This is a genomic window from Duganella sp. OV510, assembly GCF_900100205.1.
Taxonomy (GTDB): Bacteria; Pseudomonadota; Gammaproteobacteria; order Burkholderiales; family Burkholderiaceae_D; genus Rugamonas.
Window position 1 is genome coordinate 171,933 of record NZ_FNEQ01000006.1, and the last position, 21,336, is coordinate 193,268.

The following is a 21,336-nucleotide window of genomic DNA, read 5'->3' on the forward strand; positions in this document are numbered from 1 at the left end:
TGGCCGCCGTGTGGCTCTGAAAATTCAACGGTCAAACTTCAATGCTTTATCTAGTGCACTCTCAAGATGCTCAAGGGGCAAAGCCCTTCCAGACGCGCTTATCTTAGCCTGCAACGTTAAACAGTCTATCTCAACGCTAAAGCTTTCTGGTCGGTGATTTCCGGGGAACTTGCGTAGACACAGACCAACAGTCGTATCGTCTTTCCAGGCGCTGGCGTCCGCCGACCAGTTCTCGTCTTCAAACGAAAATATGCAATTACCGTTCTTGGCATCCCATATCGACGGGCTATATACCCACAGCGAATTCCGAGCCTCCCAAACTTCTGTTCGCACCTCAAAATTCTTTTCGGACGAGACCGACATAATTTCCATAGCATTCCATAACTGAGCAAGGCGAAAATCAACCGGCAGCTTTTGGCCGTTTTGAGAAACTCGGTAAACGCCTTTCATTCGGGGTTCGGCGTAGCCTTCAGCAGCGCTTTCACCATTTTCCAGATTCACTTCAAATGAATGCCAATTGTCATCGAAACACCAGCCTTCATTTTTCAAGTTGTCCGCCATAATTCCCAGATTTCAAAAACCAACCCACGAGAGGCGCGGAGTCCGCGCAATTGTTTTGGGACCACTTTACATCGAAAAATATACGCCACTACTCGTCAGAACGTTGACATCATTACCCACATATGCAATCGAAAATTTTTTCTACAGCCCACGGACTGGCATTGAAAATAAAAAATTTCCTAAAGGGGCTGTGGATCACTTAGCTTCTTAAATTTTGATCGTCCGCGAATAATTGTATCGTCTTCGTTCCATGAAAATCCTGACTTAACTGAATATACTGCACCTTCTAAATCAGTATAAAAAATTAACGCATACGATTTTTTGGATTCATTAATTAAGTGTGAAAATACTTCTTCGTTAATTTCATAAAATTCGCACAAGCGTTTTTTCACCTCCGCCGCCGTGCGAGGATTTTCATTGATTTCTAACGTAGACGATGCACTGGGTTTGATTACCACCTTTGTAGTATTTGGATAGCAGAATGTCTTTTTTTGGTTGTCATAAATAATGCAGGATACATCGCGCGCTAGCTTATCGGACGCATTCGTCAATTTCACTGCAAAATCCAAGGTGCCCTCTATTTTTTTAATCGATCCGAAATACAAAAAAGGAGCTGTTGCTATAAAATGCTGTCTCTGTGACATCCTAAACTGATTAACTATTGCTTTTCGAGTCGACCTAGTCTCAAAAAGATAGAAAATTGTAGTGATCGCCAATATCGTGTTTACAATAATTGGAACCAATATTTCTGCAGAAAGTAATTTTTCCATAAATTATATAAAGTTTTTTACCTAACGATTTTCACTTTTTCTGCTTGTAGCCGATTACGCCATTAGAAATTTACTTGCTCCAATCAGACACTGTGTAACCAGAATCGCGGAATATTGATAGTAATAGACCGTCGAGATTTTCGTCACTAAGACCTTACGTCTTGCCAGCCCCATCCAGTGTCAGACAAGCTACTCGGCCAAACTGTCTAGTTCCACAAACTCATCCGCGAGCAGTTCACCGAGGCGAATATTCCTCATCGACGCGTCAGCAACAAAGATGCGCCGGAACACATCGCTTGGGGCGCGGCCAGCTAGAATTTCATGTAAAACGGCGAGCCTTTCCATTATTGCTTCCAAAAACATGAGCGGCGGCTTCTGGCCGGTAGTAGCCTTCGGCTAGCTGTCCAAGCTGATGCAATACCGGTTGCGGCCGGTCTGCTTGGCGCGGTAGAGGTTGGCGTCGGCGGTGCGGATCAGGGCATGGGGATCGCTGCTGTCCTGCGGCATGACTGTCGCCAGGCCCATGCTCAATGTGACGTGCGGCGCTGTTACTGAGGCGGCGTGCGGCAGGGCCAGCTTGCGGACTTCGTCCAGTATCCGGTTGGCTACCACTTCGGTGCCGTCGGCGCCTTCCTGTGGCAGCAGCAGGATGAATTCCTCGCCGCCGTAGCGCGCCAGCATGTCTTGCGGACGGGTGGCGCAGCGCTTCATGGCGGCGCTGACGTCCTGCAGGCAGCCGTCGCCGGCCTGGTGGCCGTAGTGGTCGTTGTACAGCTTGAAGTGGTCGATGTCGATCATGATCACCGACAGTGGCAGTCCGGCGCGCGCGCAGCGGCGCCATTCGGCATCCACAGTGTCGTTGAAGTTGCGGCGGTTGGCCACGCCGGTCAGGCCGTCGGTCATGCTGAGCTCGCGCATGGCGTCGGCCTGGCGCTTGATGGTCAGCTGGCTGCGCACCCGTGCGCGCACCACGGCCACATTGAACGGCTTGCTGATGAAGTCGACGGCGCCGGCTTCCAGCGCCCGCGTCTCATCCTCCGGCCGGCTCAGCGCGGTGACAAAAATTACCGGAATGTCTTGCAGGCGCGGCGAACCGCGCAGCGCCGCCACTACCGCGTAGCCGTCCATGCCGGGCATGACGGCGTCCAGCAGGATCAGGTCCGGCTGCTGGTCGCGGGCGATCTGCAATGCTTGCTCGCCGTCCAGCGCAAACAATACCTCGTGTTCCTCGCGCAGCGCATGGTGCAGGATCTGGATGTTTTCCATGGCGTCGTCCACCACGAGGATGCGTCCATTCCTGGCCAGGTCGGTCCAACTCATGCGCTTTCCTTTCGCTGCAACATTTCTTCCACCATCTGCCGCGCGGCCTTGAAGTTGAGGGTTTCCACCGCTTCGCTCAAAGCTTGTGCCTGCTCGGCAGATGCCAGCGAGGGGCGCAGCGCCCGGAAATGTTCTAGTGCTTTCAGATTGTTATTCTGAAGCAAACTTTGTAACTCCGCCAGTTTTTGCGCCAGATCGGACGGTTCAGTGTTGCTTGTTGGAATATTCTGCGTGGGCGTGGCCAGGTTGCGGGCGGTGCGGGTGACCAGGCCCAGCGCTTGTTCCAGGCGGTTGAGGGCGGCCGGCATGGCCAGCGAGTCGGCGCTGGCGTCTTGCAGTATCGCCTCGGCGGCGGCGCTCAGGCGGGCGACGTCGGTGGCGCCGAGGTTGGCAGCCACGCCGCGCAGACGGTGCAATACCTGCTCCGCCTGCTGGCGCTGGTGGGCGCCGAGCAGCGCGCGTACTTCGTTGACGGCACCGCCCTGGGATTGCTCGAAGCGTTTCAATAGCGCGCTCAGCGCCTCGTAGTTGCCGCCCAGGCGGGCCAGCGCAGCTTCGGTGTCGATGCCGGGCAGCGGCGAGATCGGTGGCATCAGCGCGGCGGCCGGTATCTGCGGCGGCGCTTTGGCCGGCACCGGCGCCACCATTTCGCGCGTGGCGTCGCGGATGGTGACCAGGCGCGTCAGCACCGAAATCAGTTCCTCGACATCAATCGGCTTGGCGACGTGGGCGTTCATGCCGGATTCGGCGGCGCGGCGGCGGTCGTCTTCGAGCACATTCGCGGTCATGGCGATGATCGGCAGCGTCAGCAGGCCCTGGCGGCGGATTTCACGGGTGGCGTCGTAGCCGTTCATCACCGGCATCTGCACGTCCATCAGCACCACATCGTAGCGCTCCGGCGCGGCGGCCAGCAGTTCCACCGCCAGCTTGCCGTTGGCAGCCACTTCCACCGAGGCACCGGCGTGCAGCAGCATGTATTCCGCCACTTCCTGATTGATTTCGTTGTCTTCCACCAGCAGGATGCGCATGCCGGCCAGGCGTCCCTGCAGCGGCGTGTGTTCCAGCTGTGCCAGGATGCCGGTAGTGGCGAGGTCGCCGGCCAGCAGGCCGCTGACCCGTTCCAGCAGGCGAGCCGGGCTGACCGGCTTGGCCAGCACGCCAGCCAGGCCCAGTTCGGCAGACTGCTGCGACAGCGTCGCTGCCTGGTGCTCCGACATCAGCATCAGGATCGGCGGCAGCGCCAGCTCGGGTGGCAACTGGCGCAGCAGCGCCGGGCCATCGGTGCCGGGCATGTCGTGGTCGAGCAGCAGCAGGTCATAGGGACGGTCGGCGCGCGCGCGTTCGATCAGCAGCGTGCGCGCCTGCTCGGCGCCCACCGCACAGGCGGTATGCCAGCCGAAGCTGCGGCCGGCCGCCAGCAGCGCCTGGCGTACGCTGGCGTTGTCGTCGACGATCAGCACCGACAGCGTGGTGGTGGCCGGCGGCGGTTCGGCGGCGTGCAGCGCCTGCGGCGATTCCAGCGGGCAGGCGAACAGGAATTCGGAGCCGCGTCCCGGCTCGCTGGTGACGCTGATGGCGCCACCCATCATGTCGGCCAGCTGGCGGCAGATCGCCAGCCCCAGGCCGGCGCCGCCAAACTTGCGGCTGGTGCTGCTGTCAGCCTGTGAGAAGGCCTCGAAGATGTGCGTCAGCTGCTCGGGCGCGATACCGATGCCGGTGTCGCGCACGCGGAATTCGATCAGCAGCGCATGGTCGCCCGGCTTGGCCGAGCCCGGCGCCAGCCGCACCGACAACACCACCTCGCCGTGGGCGGTGAACTTGATGGCGTTGCTGATCAGGTTCAGCAGCACCTGCTGCAGCCGCATCGGATCGCCCGCCAGCTCGGTCGGCAGGGCGGGATCGATGTCATACACCAGCTCGACGCCCTTGTCGGCGGCGCTGCCGCTGAGCATGACGCTAATGCTGTCGAGGATGTGCTGCAGGTGGAAGTGGGCGTGCTCCAGCACCAGCTGGCCGGCTTCGACGCGCGAAAAGTCCAGCACATCGTTGACCAGGCTGAGCAGCGATTGCGTGGCAAACTGGATCTTGTGCAGATAGCCGCGCTCGCGCGGCGCCAGCGGCGCTTCTTCCAGCAGCCGGGTCAGGCCGATGATGGCGTTCATGGGGGTGCGGATCTCGTGGCTCATATTCGCCAGGAACTCGCTTTTGGCGCGGCTGGCGGCTTCGGCGCGGTCACGCGCCACGATCAATTCCTCGTTCACTTCCTGGAGGTGCAATTCGGTTTCCTTCAATTCAGTGACATCGGAGACTAGCACAAAGAAACCCTGTACTGTACCAGACTCATCAATATCAGGAATGTAATTCACCCAGGTATGACTGATCTCGCCGGAAGGCCACTGTAATTTGCCGGCGAAGCCCTGCGGCTCGCCGGCCAGCGCCGCCTGCACATAGGGCGCGCCTTCGGCATACAGGCTGTCGCCGACCACCTCCGGCATGTAGGCGCCGATGATCTTTTCGCTGTCGAGACCATGCCAGTCGAGGAAGTAGCGGTTGGCGAAGCGGCAGCGCAGCCCGGCGTCCCAGTAGGCCACCATGCCGGGCAGGTTGTCGGTGACGGTGCGGACGAAGTGCTCGCTGGCGGCCAGTTGCTCGGCAGTGGCGCGCAGCACCTCTTTGGCTTCCTTGCGCTCGGTGATATCGAGCGCGATGGCCAGCACGTGGGTGGCGACGCCGTGCTCGTTGCGCAGCGCCACCTTGCGCGTGGTCAGGTAGCGCGTGCCGGTCGCGGTGGATAGCGGTTCCTCGGCGATTTCCGTCACCTCGCCGGGCACGGTCGCCAGCACGCGGCGGTCGTCGGCGGCAAACAGGTCGGCTTGTTCGGCCGGCACGAAGTCGTAGTCGTTCTTGCCGATCAGCTGCTCGCTGGTGCTGCCCAGCATCTGTGCGCCAAAGCGGTTGAACATGGCGTAGCTGAGGTCTTCTGCGCGTTTCAGGAAGATCATTGCCGGAATGTGTTCCACCACCGAGCTTAAAAGCTGGCGCGAGCGTTGCAGCTCGGTTTCGACCCGCTTGTATTCGGTTTCGTCCAGCACCATCGAGGTGATGCCGATGATCTTGCCGTCGCCGCTGAACTGCGGGTAGTAGCTCATCACCCATTCGCGAAGCTGTCCCGGCGCTGAGGCGACGCTGCCGGAGCGGCGGATGCCGGTCAGCGGCTTGCCGCTGTCCAGCACGGTGCGGTAGTCGGCCAGCACGGCGCGGCGCAGTTCGTGGTCACGGATCAGGTCGCCGATGTGACGGCCCAGATGGGCCACCACTTTTTCGTCGTTGAGCGCGGCCAGGTAGTCGTTGATGCGGACAATGCGCAGTTCGCTGTCAACATAGCTGAGGCCGACCGGCGCGGTGGCGTACACGGTTTCCAGCTGGGCGCGGTTGCGTTCCAGCTGACGCGTGCGTTCGGCGACCAGCTGTTCCAGCTCCTGGCTATGGCGCAGCAGATCGCCTTCCAGTGCGCGCAGTGCACGTGCCACCATGTCGGCTTCGCTGAACGTGGTATCCGGCATGGCAAACGGCTTGCCGCTGACCAGCGCCTGCGCCGGCGCCACCAGTTCGCGCACCGAGCGGGCGATGCGGCCACCCACGATCCAGGCCAGCGAAAAGCCGGCCGCCAGCACCGCCAGCATGGTCAGGGCGATCAGCGACACCGAAGCCAGCAGGTCTTGCATGGCGCGTGCCTGCGGCGTGGCGATGCCGACCGTGGCGCCGCTGACCGGCGCCCGGCTCAGGCCAAGATACACCGGTGTTCCCTCTGCGTTGCTGGTTTCCAGCAGCACTTCCTGCGCCCGGTGCAGGTGTTCGCGCAGCGCCGGATCGGCCGCGTGGCCCAGCAGAAGGCGCGGGCCACCGGACTGGGCGACCACATTGCCGTCGGCGTCGTACAGGGTCATGGCCTGATCGGCGCTGATGTGTTCCTCTTTGAGGATGCGGGTCAGGCGGTCCGGCTTCAATAGGGCGGTCAGCGCGTATTCGATGCGGCTGTCGACAAACACCGGCACGTCGATCGCCAGCAGCGCGCTGCCTTCGACCATCACCACCGACATCTGCGGCCGGCCATGGCCAAACAGGGCCGCCAGACGGCGCCGGTTATTGACCGGATTCAGCGTGTCAGGGAGCGGCGCGCCGAGGTTCAGCAACGCTTTCCCGCTGCCGTCGCTTAACACAAATTGCGATGCGGGAAATTGGGGGCTGAGCAGGGCGCCAGCTTGCAGCCGCAGCGCCGCCCAGTCGCGTTCGCGCAGGCTGGGCGACGACGCCAGCGCCTGCGCGGCGCCTTCGCTCTGCACCAGGTCGCGGTCGATGGCGGCGGCCATGGCGCGCGCCGCCTGTTGGGTGTTGTTTTTAAGGGTGGCGTGTTCGCGGCTGTAGAACTGGCCGACCAGCGCGCCAAACCCAACCACGGTGGGCAGGGCGCACGCCAAGACCAGCAGCGCGATCTGCGAGCGGATGGATGGCAAGGGTTTGCTATTTTTCTCTGGCACGCGGACGACCTCGCTCTTGGTGCTGGCAGCACGATAGTAGCCGAGGCGGCAATTTTCAGAAAGTGCTTTTGTCCAAGACGGCGCCTGGCCGCCACACCGTCAGATGGGCTTGCCGCAGGCGTAGGACCAGCCCAGTTCCGCCATCGGCCGCGCCATCTGGCCTGATTCCAGTGCCTGGGCGCTGGCGGCGGTGCCATCGACGTAACGTTTCATGATGCCTTGCATAATGCTTGCCAGGCGGAACATATTGAACGCCAGGTAGAAATTGAAGTCTTCCAGGCGGATGGTCTTGCCGGTGCGCTCGGCGTAGCGGGCGATGTATTCCTGCTGCGTCGGGATGCCCAGCGCCTTCAGGTCCAGGCCGGCGATGCCACGGAACTGGCCGGGCGGGATGTGCCAGCTCATGCAGTGGTAGGAGAAGTCGGCAAACGGGTGGCCCAGCGTCGACAGCTCCCAGTCCAGCACGGCCAGGATGCGCGGCTCGGTCGGATGGAACAGCATGTTGTCGAGGCGGAAGTCGCCGTGCACGATGGCGGTGTCGTCGCCGGGCGGGATGTGCGCCGGCAGCCAGGCGATCAGCTGGTCCATGGCCTCGATGGTTTCGGTTTGCGCGGCCAGGTATTGCCTGGTCCAGCGCTCGATCTGACGGGCGAAGTAGTTGCCCGGCTTGCCGTAGTCGCCAAGGCCGATGGCCTGGTAGTCGATGCTGTGCAGCCGGGCGATCACGCGGTTCAGCTCATCGTAGATGGCGGCGCGCTCGCCTGGCGTCATGCCGGGCAGCGACTGATCCCACAGCACCCGGCCTTCGACAAACTCCATCACATAGAAGGCGCGGCCGATCACCGACTCGTCGGTGCACAGCGCGTATTGGCGGGCGGCAGGGAAGCCGTGCCGCTGCAGCGCATCCATCACGCGGTATTCGCGTTCGATGGCGTGGGCCGAGGGCAGCAGCTTGGCGGCCGGCGCCGGCTTGGTGCGCAATACATAATGTTGGCCGCCGACGCTCAGCTTGAATGTCGGGTTGGACTGGCCGCCCTTGAACTGCTCGGCCGTCAGTTCGCCGTCCGGGTAGCCCGCCACATGCTGGCGCAGCCAGGCATTGAGGGCGACGGTGTCGAACTGGTGGCGCGCCGATACCGCCTTGGTGCCGATGAATTCTTCAAACATGCTGTCTCCTGCTTTTTTAGTAGGTGACAGTCATTCTAGATTAAAAAAGTACGATTGTGCTTTTAATCTTAGAAGAATACGGCGGTGCGCTGGATGATGCTGCCGTTGTTGGTATAAGCGCCGGTGGCGCGTATTGAGCCAGTGCTGTATTTACCATCATCCAGTTTGCTATCCAGTTGCTCGGCGAAGGAGTCCGGCAGATTGTCGAGGCGTACGCCATTACCGCCCCGGCCACCGACCACGTCGTTGTAGATGTAGACGGCGCCGCCTTGCGCGCTGGTCATGAAATCGCTGGTGCCATTATAGGAACCAGTGATAAAGCCGGCCAGCGCCAGATGCTGCGGCGCCAGCAGGTATTCAGCGATCTGGCCGTCGCCATTGCCGTTGCCGGTGGCGCCAGGAGCGTGCGTAGTGCCCTGTACATCGTCGCCGGGCAGCGCACGGAATTTATCCTGATAGGCGTTGACGGCAGCCGTCAGCGAGGTGGATTGCTGGATGATGTTCTTGACGCGCGCGCTGTCGATCAAGCCCTGGCCTTTGAGTACTCCGCCCAGCAACAGGCCAATGATGACCAGTACGATAGCGATTTCCACCAGGGTAAAGCCGCGTTGGCGTGCAGGAGAAGTGCGCATGGGGATTCCTTTTGTTCTCATGGTGCGTAGTATAGCAAGCGCTAGGGTTTGTGGGCGGCGTTCAGGCCTTGCAAGCGTTCGGACAGGAATTGCAGTTCGCGCGGGTCGGTGACCTGGCCGCTTGCAAGCAGACCGCCAATCAGCGTACGCGCAGCCTGCAGCTCGTTCATGTCTTCCAGGATGAAAATCTCCATCTGGCCAGCCCAGGCCGGCACGCCGGGCCCCTTGGCCTGCAGCCGGATGGCGCGGGCATAGTGGCGCGCCAGCGGCAGGTCGTGCAGGCGATGTTTGGCCACCAGCGCGGCGTGTGCCAGCCACGGCCAGCGGTGGTCTGGGTCTTCAGCGAAGCGGGCATAGACGAAATCCAGCATCAAGCGGACGCGTTGCGGGTCGCTGACGGCGCCATAGACCTCACTGGCAGCCAGCAAGGGATACTGACTGCGCGGATCGAGATCGAGCACGCGTTGCAGCCAGTCGCGCACTTTGGCGTAATCGAGGTCGCGCCACGCAATGCTGACGCCAGCTTGCTCGTCGAAACCCTGGACGTAGAGCATCGACACTTTCGACAGCGCGACCGGGTCGCCTAGTGCAGCTAGCCGCAATGCTGCCAGCGATGGCGCTGGCGGCAGATCCTGGGCGCGCGGATGGACGGCTGGCCGGCTGGCCTGCCAGAAGATTTGCGCGCTCAGCGCCAGCAGCACCGCCCAAAGCAGGCCACGGGGCGCAGTCCTGCGCGCGGCGCGGCGGAGCGGTGCGGGAGAGAGCGTAACGGTGGTGGGCATGTCGCGCTCAGATGTTCTTGCGGTGCAGGTCGAACAGGGCGGCGGCGGCCAGCAGGACGATGTAGATGATAGTCTGCGTGGCGATCATGGCCAGTTCGGCGCCGCTACCGCTGTGGTAGACCAGCCAGTCGCTGCGGGTGAACTGGTCGAGATGCGGCAACAACAGTGCCAGACCGTCGATGCCGGCGCTCAGCGCTTGCTGACTGAGGCCGGGTATGCTGCCGCTGCCGTGTCCCAATAACTGCAAAGTAGCGATGACGCGCGCCAGCATGTAGAACGCAAACGCCGTCGCCAGCGCTGGCAGCACCTGGTTCAAGGTCAGCATGCACAGCACACTGAACGTCGCCACGATCCAGCACTCACACAACAGCGAAAAGGTCCACAATGCCGCTTGCGGCGGCGGCGCGAAGAATAGTCCCAGCGCGCCAAACAGCCCGGCCGGCAGCAGCGCCAGTGCGGCGAAGCCGGCCAGCTTGCCGGACAGGTAGACCGCACGCGACATCGGCAGTGCCAGCAACAGTTCCAGTCCTTTATCGTTGGCCTCACGTGCCATGCTGGTGATCACAAACGTTGCCATTAAAAAGATCGCCGCGAAGCGCAGTATTGCAGCCAGCATTGCCGCCTGCAATTGGCGGCTTTCAGTGAGCGCCAGTTCGTTGAGAAAACCGCTGACTGCCACTGCGCCGGCGATCAGTATCAGCACCAGCCAAAGCAGCCGGTTGCGCAAGGCTTCCAGCAGCGTGTAGCGGGCAATGGTAACGGCCGGGTGCATCATGGCAGGCGCTGTGCCGCCACCATGCGGTTGTAGAGAATATACGGCGATAGCCAAATGACCGTGTCGTCAAACGTGCCGCCCGGCGCGCGCGTATCTTCGTTGGCGTCACGGTAGATCAGCGCCGTGCCGGTGCTTTGCAGGTTGGTCTTTTCATCGATATTGCCCGTGCCGGCGTCGGCGATGATGGTGCCCTGGTCACTGGTGGCGCCGTAGCCGTTGCGGCCGAAGGAAATGATCGCGGCGGGAACGTCGTTAATACCGCTGGCGGCCATCAGCTGACCGTTGTTGCTGCGCGTGGCGATGGTCACGTCACGTGGTGTTTTCAACGTGAACAGATTGCCGGCGTCGGCGAAGGCCGGCGTCACCGTATAGCCCATCAGCCGGTTCCAGCCATCGAGCTTGCTGACGCCCAGGGTCGCCCATGGCAAATAACCGTAACGTTTGTTGCAGACGTTGCCCGCGCGGTCCTCCAGCCCGTTGGTGGGGGAGATCGCTGGACAGGGCAGGTAGCCGGTTTGCAGCGCGAAGCCGACCAGCGCCTCGCGCGCCTCATCCATCACACGCCGGGTATCGGCGCTGCGGCGCTGCTCCAGTTGCGAAGACAATGGCGCAATCAGCCCACCGATCATCAGGCCGACGATCAGCAGCACGATGGCGATTTCCACCAGCGTGAAGCCGGCGTGGCGGCGTGGCACAGGTTTACGGTTCATTGACGTCCTTGATGCGACCTTCTTGCAGGTCGTAACGCTGGCCGGGCTTGAGCAGGACTTTTTTCCCCGACGGCAGGGTGACGGTCAGGTTGGCGGCGGCCGCGCCACTACGCTGCGACAGATTTTTCTGTGCGCGATATTGCGGCTGGTCGTTCAACCAGACGGTGGTGTCACGGCTGCCGCTACGACGCAGGACACCGCTCATCACCAGTGCTGGCGGTGGCGGGAGTGCGGCGGGCGTGGCCGAGCCTGTCGTTGCATCGGCGGTGCCGGGCATACCCGGTCCCGCCGGCACTCCCGCTGCCGGCTGTTCTCCTTGTGAGTTGGGCGCGAGCGCGGCGGATGCGTTGCGGCCGGTTTCCAGTGTTGTGCGTTCGGCCGGCGTGGTGAACAGCCGGCCCAGCGTGACTTGGGCGTGTGCCGGTATACCCGTCAGCGCGATCAATGCGGTGGCGCAGGCAGCTGCGGTGGCCAGCCGGCGCATCATGGCTTGCCTTGCGACTGCAGGACTGCGGCGACGGCCGGCGCCTGGGACGTCGTGTTTAATGTAATCCAGTTCAGCGTACAGTCGGCCCCCACCGATGAGGCACCCGGTGTGCCAGCCACCACGCCGAGGCGCTTGATCGAACAATCCTGCACGGTAAAGTAAACACGCTCGCGCAAGCGCTGAAAGAAGTTGAACAGGTCCAGTTCGTGCAGCAGTTCCATATGCAGGCGCATGCGGCTGCCGCGCAGCTCAAAAGTGCCGAGGTCCAGCGGCGCCTCCAGTTGCACCGCCTGCTGTGGCTCGATTTCATAGCTCAATGGCGGCAATTTGAGTTCATCCTGTGTCTGGCGGATGGCGTCCAGCCACTCCAGCCGCCGCTCATCGCCCACCAGGCCAAGCTGGCGCAGCGCCACGAAGCGTTGCTGGAAGTTGCGGATGTCGCGCTTTTCGGCGCCGACCTGCGCATAGCGGGAATAGGCCGCATCGCGTGCGCGCTGCGACGCTTCCAGCTGCTGGTCGGCTTCCTGCCGTTTCAACTCGCTCAGCAAAACACCGGTCAGCGACACGGTGATCGCAGCGATCATCGTCAGCGCCGCAGTCCGGATCAGCGCGAACTCGCGGACCCAATAGGGCAGCGCAATGGTGGGCGCTGTTTTCTTTTTGCCGGTAAGGGGATTCATGGTTTCCAGACCAGGTTCAAGGTAAATTTTGCGTGGCTGGGTGCGGTCACCTGGGCGCCGGCGTTGCCGGCCAGCTTGACCGAAGAGCGCGTGTCCACCGGCGGCTTTTCGATTTCCACCGTCAGTCGTGGATGCTGCGCCAGCGCGCGCGCAAACTGGTTCATGCTGTCAACCGCATTGCGATAGTCATCCTGCTGCGCCAGTATCTCCGCCTCCAGCACCAGCATCTGCGGTGCGCGGTGTGGAATGCCGGCCGCCAGTGAGGAGATCGGCACGGCCTGGGTCTGATCCTGCCCCGGCACAGGCGCGCTGGCAGGGACGCTGACTTTCCAGTCCAGTTGCAGCAGACGGATTTGTGGCGAGTTTTCCAGCGCGGTGCTCACCAGGGCCGCCATGCCAAATGGTGTGGCCGACTGCGTGGTCAGCATGCGCTCGACGTTGACTGCCGCCCGCATGTTCGCGGTCGTGGTCACGCGCGGCGGGATTTCGGCCATGGTGGCGCGGTAGCGGCGGTCGAATTGCGAAGTTTCGGCAGCCAGCTGCGCGCTGTGGTTATCGGCCAGCTGCTGCTGCCACAGATTGATGCCGGTCCACACCATGCAACAGGCGGTCATCAGGGCGCTGCTGGCGTACAGATACAGGCGTGCGCGCCACAGCTTGAAATAGCGTTGCCATGGCCCCAGCGTGTAATGGCTTTCTGGCTTGCGCTTAGCCAGCAGAGCCAGCAGCAGCGGGTCGGCCAGGCGCTGCGCCAGCGCTGTGGCCTGCTCGCCTTTGGTGTGCAGGCCGAAGCGTTGCGCCACCGATTCCAGCGTCATGAAATGGAATTCGGTCTCCGCGCCATCCTCGCATTGGGCATCCAGCGTCACGCTGTCGGCGGCTGTGGCGACGACGCTTGCGTGCAGCACGTTGCCGCGTGCCATCAGGCGCTGACTGGTAAGAAACTGCTGCGTCTTGGCGGTCTCCGCGCCGATGTTGACCGGGTTGCCGTCACGGTCGATGGCCGGCGTCAGGCGCGAAAACTTCAGCAATCCGTTCTGCAGGTAACTCTGGCGCCAGCCGGCCGATTGCGGTGTCACCAGCAGCACGTGTTCGTCGCCCAAGCCCAGCTTGTTCGCCAGCTCTTCGCTCAGCAACGTGGTCGAATACAGGCCGGCCAGCGGCATGCGCATCTGCTCCAGCGCTTCCACCCACGGCAGCACGGACGAGGGATTGGTCAACGCCGACAGCAATACAATGTCATCGCGGCGGCCAGCGGTTTCGCGGCCCTGGATCTGGTGGTGGCGGAATGGCGTTTCACGGTATTGTTGCAGCAGGCGGCGTTGCAGCAGCGCGCGGCCGGCGCGGCCGCCCACGTGTGGCAGGGCAGTGCGCTGGAAATCTTCCTCGACCAGGTCGGTCAGGATATACACCGGCGCCGCGCGGTGATGGCTTTCGATGTAGTCCATGAAATCATCGATGCCGCCGCGGTTGTTGACGAAGCAGACGCCGCCAGACAGTGTGCCGGCTTGCCATTCATAGGCGCACAGCTGTTCGCTGGTCAGGTAGAAGAGATGTTGAGGAAACATGGCTCAGGTCCTGATCTTGCTGATGGTGTCGTAGATCGGTCCCATCACCGACAGCATGATCCAGCCCACCATCACGCCCAGCACCACGGTGATGGCGGGTTCGATCATCGACTGCACCTTCTCGATCATCTCCTTCACTTCGCGGTTATAAAAATAGCTGACATTATGCAGCGCGCCATCCAGCGCGCCGGTGGATTCACCCACCCTGAGCATGCGGATGACCAACGGTGGGAAGATGCCGGTGTTCTGGAACGCCGCAGTAATTCCCTGACCCTCGGAGATCTGCCGTGCTGCGCGGCGCAGGCCGGCCGCCACCACGCGGTTGCCGACGATGCCTTCGGACAGGTGGATGCATTCCAGGATGGTGATGCCAGAGGCGTACATCATGGCGAAAAACGTGGCAAAGCGCGCCAGGATAATCCGGTGCAGCACCGGTCCAACCAGCCAGATACGCAGCTTGAAGCCATCGGCCGCGTAGCGTGCCTGTTCGCTGCGCGCCAGCCAGGCACGCAGGACGAAGAAACCCAATAGCGGCACTGCCAGCATTACATACCAGTAGTCGATGAACAGGTTGGAGACAAAGATCAACGCCCGGGTGTGCAACGGCAGCGTGTTGCCCATGTTCTTGACGAAGGAAGTCAGTTGCGGCACCAGGTAAATCATCAGGAAGAACATCACGCCGGTCACAAACAGGCCGACTGCTGCCGGATACATGATGATCTTCTTGGTCTGCGATGCCAGCTCATCCTGCCATTTCAGCGTTTCCGACAGATTCTTGAACACTTCGGCCAGCTTGCCGCTTTGCTCGCCAGCGGTAATCAGGCTGGTGAACGTCAGGTCGAATACTTCAGGATATTGCGCCAGCGCGGCCGACAGTTGCTTGCCGCCTTCGATGTTTTCAATCAGGCCGGTAATCATTTCACGGAAGCGCGGATGGTCGATGCTTTCGCGCAGGTCGTTGAGGCCGTCCAGTATCGGCACGCCGGCACCGCTCATCTGCTCCATGTGGAAGCAGAAATTGATCAGGTCCTTGCGGGTGATCACGCGCTTGATGGCGATGACCTTGGCGCGCGATACGCGGCAGTCGATCAGGTCCAGCCCCATACGATGCAGGCGCAGCTCCAAATCTGGTTCGTTGGCGGCGTCCATATTTCCCGGCGAAATATGGCCGCTGGCATCCATCGCACGATAGAGATATTGCGGCATCAGCCCAGCCTTTCGGTAAGGTCCACCACGCGGCCGACTTCCTCCAGCGTGGTGACGCCCTCGCGCACACGGCGCAAGCCGTCGTCGATCAGGCTATGGAAGCCGCCGGCGGCAGCAGCGGTTTTCAATTCGCGGGTGGAGACGCGGCGCGCCACCAGTTCATCCAGCGCCGGCGTCATTTTCAGCAGCTCGATGATCGCCAGGCGGCCTTTGTAGCCCTGGTGCGCGCACCTGTCGCAGCCGACCGCATGGTACAGCGTCTGCGGGCCGGCGTCGGCGGCAATGTCGAGCAGCTGGCGTTCGACATCGTCCGCCACATGCGCCGCGCGGCAACTGGTGCACAGCTTGCGCACCAGGCGCTGGGCGATGATGCCGATGATGTTGCCGGCCATGATGTCCGCCAGCACACCGATGTCCAGCAGGCGCGGGATGGCGCCGATGGCGGAGTTGGTATGCAGCGTCGAATACACCTGGTGACCGGTCATGGCGGCGGAAAACGCCATCTCGGCGGTCTCCTTGTCGCGGATCTCACCGACCAGTATCACATCCGGGTCCTGCCGCATCATCGAGCGGATGCCTTCGGCGAAACCCATCTTGGCCGATTCGTTGACCGAGGTCTGGCGTATCATATTCATCGGGTATTCGACCGGGTCCTCCAGCGTCATGATGTTGACGCTTTCGGTGTTGATATGGTTCAGGATCGAATACAGTGTGGTGGTCTTGCCGGAGCCGGTCGGCCCGGTCACCAGAATCACGCCGTCCGGGCGGGCGATCATCAGCTTGAGCAGGTTCAGCTCGTTCTCGCCGAGGCCCAGTCCATCCAGCGGCACGATGCCTTTCTGGCGATCGAGTACGCGCAGCACGAAGTTTTCGCCGTGCGTGGTCGGCTGCGCCGAGGCGCGGAAATCGATCTGGCGGCCGGAAAACTTGATCGAAATACGGCCGTCCTGTGGCGCCCGCGTTTCGGCGATGTTCATCGTCGACATCACTTTCAGCCGCACCGCCATGGCCGGCCAGTAGGACTTGTGCAGGCTGCGGATCTGGCGCAGGATGCCGTCGATGCGATACCGGATGCGCAAGAAGCTTTGCTCCGGCTCGAAGTGCAAATCGGAGGCGCCGTTCTGCACCGCGTCGGCCAGGATGGCATCGATCAGACGCACCATCGGCTGGCTGTATTCATCCGAGGTGGTGCCGAGGCTGGCGTAATTGACTTCGCCGGTTTCGATCTCGTGCAGGATGCCGTCGATCGACAGTTCGAAGCCGTAGTACTGGTCGATGGCGCGCTGGATGTCGGACTCGTTGACCAGCAGCGGCGTCAGTGTGATGCCCTTGACCAGCATCGCGCTGATCTGGTCCAGGGCGACAATGTTGCTGGTGTCGGACATGGCCAGGATCAGATTGTCGGTGGCGCGTTCGTAGACGATCGGAAACACGCGGTAGCGCTTCGCCACGTCTTTCGGAATCAGCTTGAGCGCGATGGCGTCCACCACCAGACTGTTGAGGTCCGCGCTTTGCGTATTGAGGTTTTCCGACAGCGCCTCGCGCACGGTCGCTTCAGTAACGAAGCCCAGCGCAATCAGCAATTTCCCCAAGGGCTCGTTGCTGCTTTTTTGCTCGATCAGCGCGATGCGCAGCTGGTCTTCGCTGATGATGCCCTTCTGTATCAGCAGTTTGCCGAGCGGGAGTTTGGGTTGTTCTGCCATGTGTTTCAGTGAGCGGCGGTGGTCAGTTCATGCATGCGCTTGCGCAGCGCGTTGCGCTCGAAGCCGACCGCCTTGTCCTGCGCCAGTACCAGCGCGCGTTGATAATGGCTGAGTGCCAGTTTGCCTTGGTTCAGGCGATCGAGGCCGATGGCCAGGTTGTAGACATAGTCCGGGTTGTCCGGTGCGGCGCCCACCGCGCGGAAATAGGCTTGCTGGGCATCGGCCCAGCGGCCCTGCTGCGCGTACAGGTTACCGAGGGCGAACAGCACCGGACCGGCCTCCGGATTGTTGGCGAGTATGCCTTTCAGCCGCGCTTCGCTCTGGCTGATATCGCCCTGGCGCAGACCGATCAGGCCGGCGGTGGCGTCGGCGTCGTTCGGCGCCAGTTCCAGCAGGCGCAAGTAGTAGCCTGCCGCCTTGTCTTTCAGGTTTTGCCGCGCGGCGACGTGTGCGGCGCCGAGCAGGGCGTCGCGATTGTTGGCATCCTGGGCGAGGGCAGCGTCGTACTGCTGCTGGGCGCGGACGGTGTCGCCACTGTTGAACGCCTGATAGGCGCCGTCCAGCGTTGGCGAGACCGGCGCCGGCTGCACCATGCGGGTCACGCGGATATCGTTATTGGGCGGCGCGGCAAGCACCGGCATCTGTTCTGCACGCGGCTGCGCGGCGGCCTGGATGGCTTGCTGGGCGGCGGCCAGCTCCTGCTCGGTCCTGGCGATGCGGCGTTCCAGCTCCTGCTGCGTGCGGCTGCTGCCGGCCCCAGGCGCCATCATCAGGTCGGCATCGCCGGCGCCGGGTGCGGTATCCACGCCAGCTGCGGCGGCCGGCTCGGCCACCACACCATTGGCGATGACCAGCTGGCCGGGACCGGGCGAAGCGCCGGTGGCGCCGGCCGGTGGCATTGGCACCGGCGGCAGGCTGGCGCCAGCGCCTGGCGCGGTCAACGCACGCCAGTAATAAATGCCGAAACCGCCGACCAGCAATACCAGCACGGCAATCAGGCTGAACAGCCGTAGCCGTTCGGGATCAAGGCCGCTGGGCTCGGTGATGACGTTGGTACGCACGCGCGCGCGCGCGGCCTCAGCGGTACGCGGTCTGGCGCCCGCAGCAGTGTTGCCGGCCTTGTCGCTGGCGCTGGTCTGCGCACTGGCGGTTGCAGCCGGCGCTGCTGCCGCTGCTGCTGTACCCGCCGCAGGGTGCGGGCTGCTGCTGGCCGGTGCCGGCGCATGCGGTGCTGCCGCCGCAGCGGATGGCGCTGCCACTGGCGGCAGCTGTGCCGCCGCCGGCGCTGGCGCAGGTGGCGCCGCGACAGGATCGGGCACCAGGTCCATGGTGAGGCCGGGTTGCTGGTGATCGCTGACGGGCGGCAAAGGGCTGGGCGAGGGGCGCGGGCCTGGCGTAGCGGCAACCGGCGGCGCCAGCGGCTCCAGGCTCAGGCCGTCCATCGGTTCCAGGCTGAATTCGTGCGCCGGCGCCGGCGTCAATGCCAGAACCCCGTCGAACGCCGCCGATGGCCGGTCCAGTTCATCTTCGGAAAGCGCGTTTTGTTTGGCGCGCTCGGCTTTCTTCAGCGCTTGCATTAGCAGACTCATGATCCATTAGCCTTAGGAACAGGATACGCTTCGGTGTCGGGCTGCTGGCCCGGCAGCAGGTAGCGATAATCTTTGTAATCACCATTGATGCTGGCATCCTTCACCACCACCGGACGCATGAAGATCACCAGTTCGGTCTTGGTACTGTTCTCGTTACGGTAGGAGAATAGATTGCCCACCACCGGCAGGCTGCTCAGCAGCGGGATGCCGTCCTTGGCGTTATCCATCGAATCCTGCATCAGCCCACCCATGACGGCGATCTGGCCGCTGTTCACTTTCATGATCGATTCCAGCTCGCGCGCCTGGATCACCGGTACATTGCTGACCACCGAACCCAGCGCAGGATTGGGGTCCTTGACGTAGCCCACCACGCGGGTAATCGTTGGGCGCACGTTGAGCGTTACCTCGTCGGATTCGGAAATCTGCGGCGTCACGCTCATCACAAAGCCGACCGGCACGGTTTCCAGATGCGACTCATAGATGGCTGGCGTGCTGACGCCGCCGCTGGAATTGAGCACCGCCGGTGTCACCTTGATCGAGAAGAACACATTGTTGTCGACCACCTTCAACAAGGCCGTCTGGTTGTTCAGTACGCTGATTTTCGGGCTGGACAGGACTTTCACCTTGCCGAAAGACTCCAGCAATTGAATGGTGGCTGCAATATCGCCCAGGCGGCTGGTGGGATTCACATAGTTCATCACAAACACGCCTGCAGTGCTGCCCGGTGTGACGCCGCTGGGCAGCGTGACGCTGCCAACCTGGCGCTGATTCAGGGTCAGGCCGCCTTTGCCGATGTATTTCCAATCGATGCCTTGCTGAAAAGAGTCGCTCAGCTTGACTTCGATAATGGTGGCCTCAATCAGCACCTGGCGCTTGGCCGCGCCGAGCACCAGATCCAGGAATTGCTGGATTTTTTCATGCTGGCGGGAGGTTGCGCGCACGGCGATCAGGCCGCCCTCGGGATTGACAATGACCGCGCTTCTGATTTTAGCGTCGGCACCACCCTGCGTCAGCAGCGCCGCCGAAAACGCCTGTCCACCGCGCTCGCCGGACTGGGACGGCTGCTGTTGCGCCAGCGGGTCGGCCGGCGTATCGCTGAGGTTGGATGCGCGCAGCATGTCGCGGATATTTTTTTCCAGGTTGTACCAGAAATTATTATCCGAGCGATTATTGACCGAGGTGGTCGAGTTATTGCTGCCGCTGCCTTGCTGGCCGCCACTGCCATTGCTGCCATTGCTGCCGTTGTACTGCGCTTGTTGTGGCAACTGCCCATTCGGGGCGAACGCCTGCTGCTGGGTGTTGTTTTGCGACGACTGCATGATCGCGTTCTGGCCGCTGTCGCCAGCGCCAGCGCCTGTAGTGGAGATCTGCGTCGCGATATTCACGCTGCTGCTGGTGCTGCGCGCGATGTTGACGTAATCGACCTTGTAGTTGCGCCACTCCGGCGTATCCGGCAACACCGTCAGCGTGCTGCCGTTGATTTCATAGCGCATGTCTATCTGGCGCTGGATGCGGCTCAGCAGTTGCGGCAGCGTCTGATCGAGCGCGTTCAGCGTTACCGCACCTTCCAGGCCCGGATGCACGTCGACATTCATGCCGGCATCGCGCGCCAGGGCAAACAGCAAGGACTGCACCGGCACCTTGTGGACGGTCACAGAGTAGGTTTCCACCTTGGCGGCCGGCTTCGGTGCGGGCAATGCCACACTTTGCCGTACCGGCTCCGGTATCGATCCGGCAGGCGGTGGCGCTTCGGTCACGTGCGAGGGAGATGGCGCAATGGTATGGCTGGCACAGGCGCTTAGTAGTACGCTGAGTACGCTGCCAAGCAAGGGGACGGTACGGGAGCTGAGTGTTTTCATTGTTTCTTTCCGGCCCACGGATGACGCAGGAAGGTTTGTTGCAATTTTACAATTATGTCTGACATGATCTTATAAATTTGATGCCGCCGCAAGGACGCTCCAGCAAATTCCGCCAATTAGAAGCAGCAGCAAACACGTCAGCGCAACAGGTCGCCACCAACGTGCTGTTTGCAAGCGGCGCTGACCGAATGGTGACTCAGCGATGGCCTGCCGCGCATGCCTGGCTTCGACCACGGCGGCATCGGCCGCAAACGCGGCCAGCAGCGCCTTGTCGGCCAGGATGTTGATGCGGCGGACGATGCCTTCCGAGGCGTTGGCGATCAGCCGCGCGGCTGCCGGGCTGAAGATCGGCGTGCCTTCATGGCCGGCGGCGCGCAGGCGGTGGGCGAGGAAGTCGGCGGTCAGCGACGCATGCAGTGCTGGCACGGTGAAACTATGGGTGATGCGCTCTTTTAGCTGGCGCATGCTGGACAGATCGAGATGCTGGTCCAGCTCCGGCTGGCCAAACAGTACGATTTGCAGCAGTTTGCTGCGCGCCGTCTCCAGATTGGTCAACAGGCGGATCGCTTCCAGCGTGTCGAGTGGCATGGCCTGGGCTTCTTCCACCAGTAGCACAACCTGGCGACCGGCGCTGTGCCGTCTGATCAGTTCGGCGTGCAGGCTGCGCTGCACCTCATCGGCGCGCAGGCCATGGGTTGCCAGTCCCAGCTCGGCAGCGATGGCATGCTGCACCTCCAGCGGATCGAGATTCGGATTGACCAGATAAATCACATCGATGTGCCGTGGCATGCGGCGTTCCAGCATGCGGCACAGCATGGTCTTGCCGGCACCGACCTCGCCGGTCACTTTAATAATGCCTTCGCCGTGGCTGACCGCGTACAGCATCGCTTCGAGGATATCGCCACGCTCGTTACCCGCATAGAAGAAGGCCGGATTGGGCGTGATGTTGAACGGCGATTCGCGCAAGCCGAAGTGAGATTGGTACATGA

17 protein-coding genes are annotated in these 21,336 nt (G+C 62.1%); all 17 read right to left on the reverse strand.

Annotation, left to right across the window (positions count from 1 at the left end):
• Window positions 1–24 precede the first annotated feature (24 nt).
• Entirely contained in the window at window positions 25–549 is a 525-nt protein-coding gene (locus BLS51_RS17265) for a hypothetical protein (RefSeq protein ID WP_139168721.1), read from the reverse strand.
• 191 nt (window positions 550–740) lie between these two features.
• Window positions 741–1,331 (reverse strand): hypothetical protein, encoded by a 591-nt coding sequence (locus tag BLS51_RS29465; RefSeq protein WP_139168722.1) that lies wholly within the window; start codon window positions 1,329–1,331, stop codon window positions 741–743.
• Between the two features lie 396 nt (window positions 1,332–1,727).
• Window positions 1,728–2,651 carry a diguanylate cyclase domain-containing protein gene (locus tag BLS51_RS17270; RefSeq protein ID WP_090185156.1) on the reverse strand — a complete coding sequence of 308 codons (924 nt, stop codon included), beginning with the start codon at window positions 2,649–2,651 and terminating at the stop codon, window positions 1,728–1,730.
• On the reverse strand, window positions 2,648–7,165 hold the full coding sequence (locus tag BLS51_RS17275) for a PAS domain-containing protein (RefSeq protein ID WP_229207622.1): 4,518 nt from the start codon (window positions 7,163–7,165) through the stop codon (window positions 2,648–2,650). The genes BLS51_RS17270 and BLS51_RS17275 overlap by 4 nt, the downstream gene beginning before the upstream one ends.
• A 123-nt stretch (window positions 7,166–7,288) precedes the next feature.
• The gene (locus BLS51_RS17280; RefSeq protein ID WP_090185162.1) at window positions 7,289–8,356 is read right to left on the reverse strand and encodes a phosphotransferase; all 1,068 of its coding nucleotides are present in this window, start codon (window positions 8,354–8,356) and stop codon (window positions 7,289–7,291) included.
• 68 nt (window positions 8,357–8,424) lie between these two features.
• Window positions 8,425–8,988, reverse strand: coding sequence for a prepilin-type N-terminal cleavage/methylation domain-containing protein (locus BLS51_RS17285; protein ID WP_090185165.1), 564 nt, complete (start codon window positions 8,986–8,988; stop codon window positions 8,425–8,427).
• Between the two features lie 41 nt (window positions 8,989–9,029).
• Window positions 9,030–9,770, reverse strand: coding sequence for a hypothetical protein (locus BLS51_RS17290; RefSeq protein ID WP_090185169.1), 741 nt, complete (start codon window positions 9,768–9,770; stop codon window positions 9,030–9,032).
• 7 nt (window positions 9,771–9,777) lie between these two features.
• Window positions 9,778–10,545, reverse strand: a complete 768-nt coding sequence (locus tag BLS51_RS17295) for an ABC transporter permease (protein ID WP_229207623.1) — start codon at window positions 10,543–10,545, stop codon at window positions 9,778–9,780.
• A complete protein-coding gene (locus tag BLS51_RS17300) occupies window positions 10,542–11,255 on the reverse strand; it encodes a prepilin-type N-terminal cleavage/methylation domain-containing protein (protein ID WP_090185174.1) in 714 nt (237 codons plus the stop codon). The genes BLS51_RS17295 and BLS51_RS17300 overlap by 4 nt, the downstream gene beginning before the upstream one ends.
• Window positions 11,245–11,742, reverse strand: coding sequence for a hypothetical protein (locus BLS51_RS17305; RefSeq protein ID WP_139168723.1), 498 nt, complete (start codon window positions 11,740–11,742; stop codon window positions 11,245–11,247). Before BLS51_RS17305 ends, BLS51_RS17300 begins: the two co-directional genes overlap by 11 nt.
• Entirely contained in the window at window positions 11,739–12,422 is a 684-nt protein-coding gene (locus BLS51_RS17310) for a hypothetical protein (protein WP_090185182.1), read from the reverse strand. Before BLS51_RS17310 ends, BLS51_RS17305 begins: the two co-directional genes overlap by 4 nt.
• Window positions 12,419–13,990, reverse strand: a complete 1,572-nt coding sequence (locus tag BLS51_RS17315) for a hypothetical protein (protein ID WP_090185186.1) — start codon at window positions 13,988–13,990, stop codon at window positions 12,419–12,421. Before BLS51_RS17315 ends, BLS51_RS17310 begins: the two co-directional genes overlap by 4 nt.
• A gap of 3 nt (window positions 13,991–13,993) precedes the next feature.
• Entirely contained in the window at window positions 13,994–15,196 is a 1,203-nt protein-coding gene (locus tag BLS51_RS17320) for a type II secretion system F family protein (RefSeq protein WP_090185191.1), read from the reverse strand.
• Window positions 15,196–16,899 carry a GspE/PulE family protein gene (locus BLS51_RS17325; protein WP_090185194.1) on the reverse strand — a complete coding sequence of 568 codons (1,704 nt, stop codon included), beginning with the start codon at window positions 16,897–16,899 and terminating at the stop codon, window positions 15,196–15,198. The genes BLS51_RS17320 and BLS51_RS17325 overlap by 1 nt, the downstream gene beginning before the upstream one ends.
• A 5-nt stretch (window positions 16,900–16,904) precedes the next feature.
• Entirely contained in the window at window positions 16,905–18,488 is a 1,584-nt protein-coding gene (locus BLS51_RS17330) for a tetratricopeptide repeat protein (protein WP_229207624.1), read from the reverse strand.
• Window positions 18,485–20,347 carry a pilus (MSHA type) biogenesis protein MshL gene (mshL, locus tag BLS51_RS17335; protein ID WP_090185202.1) on the reverse strand — a complete coding sequence of 621 codons (1,863 nt, stop codon included), beginning with the start codon at window positions 20,345–20,347 and terminating at the stop codon, window positions 18,485–18,487. The genes BLS51_RS17330 and mshL overlap by 4 nt, the downstream gene beginning before the upstream one ends.
• 69 nt (window positions 20,348–20,416) lie before the next feature.
• Window positions 20,417–21,334, reverse strand: coding sequence for an ExeA family protein (locus BLS51_RS17340; protein ID WP_090185206.1), 918 nt, complete (start codon window positions 21,332–21,334; stop codon window positions 20,417–20,419).
• Window positions 21,335–21,336: the final 2 nt, after the last annotated feature.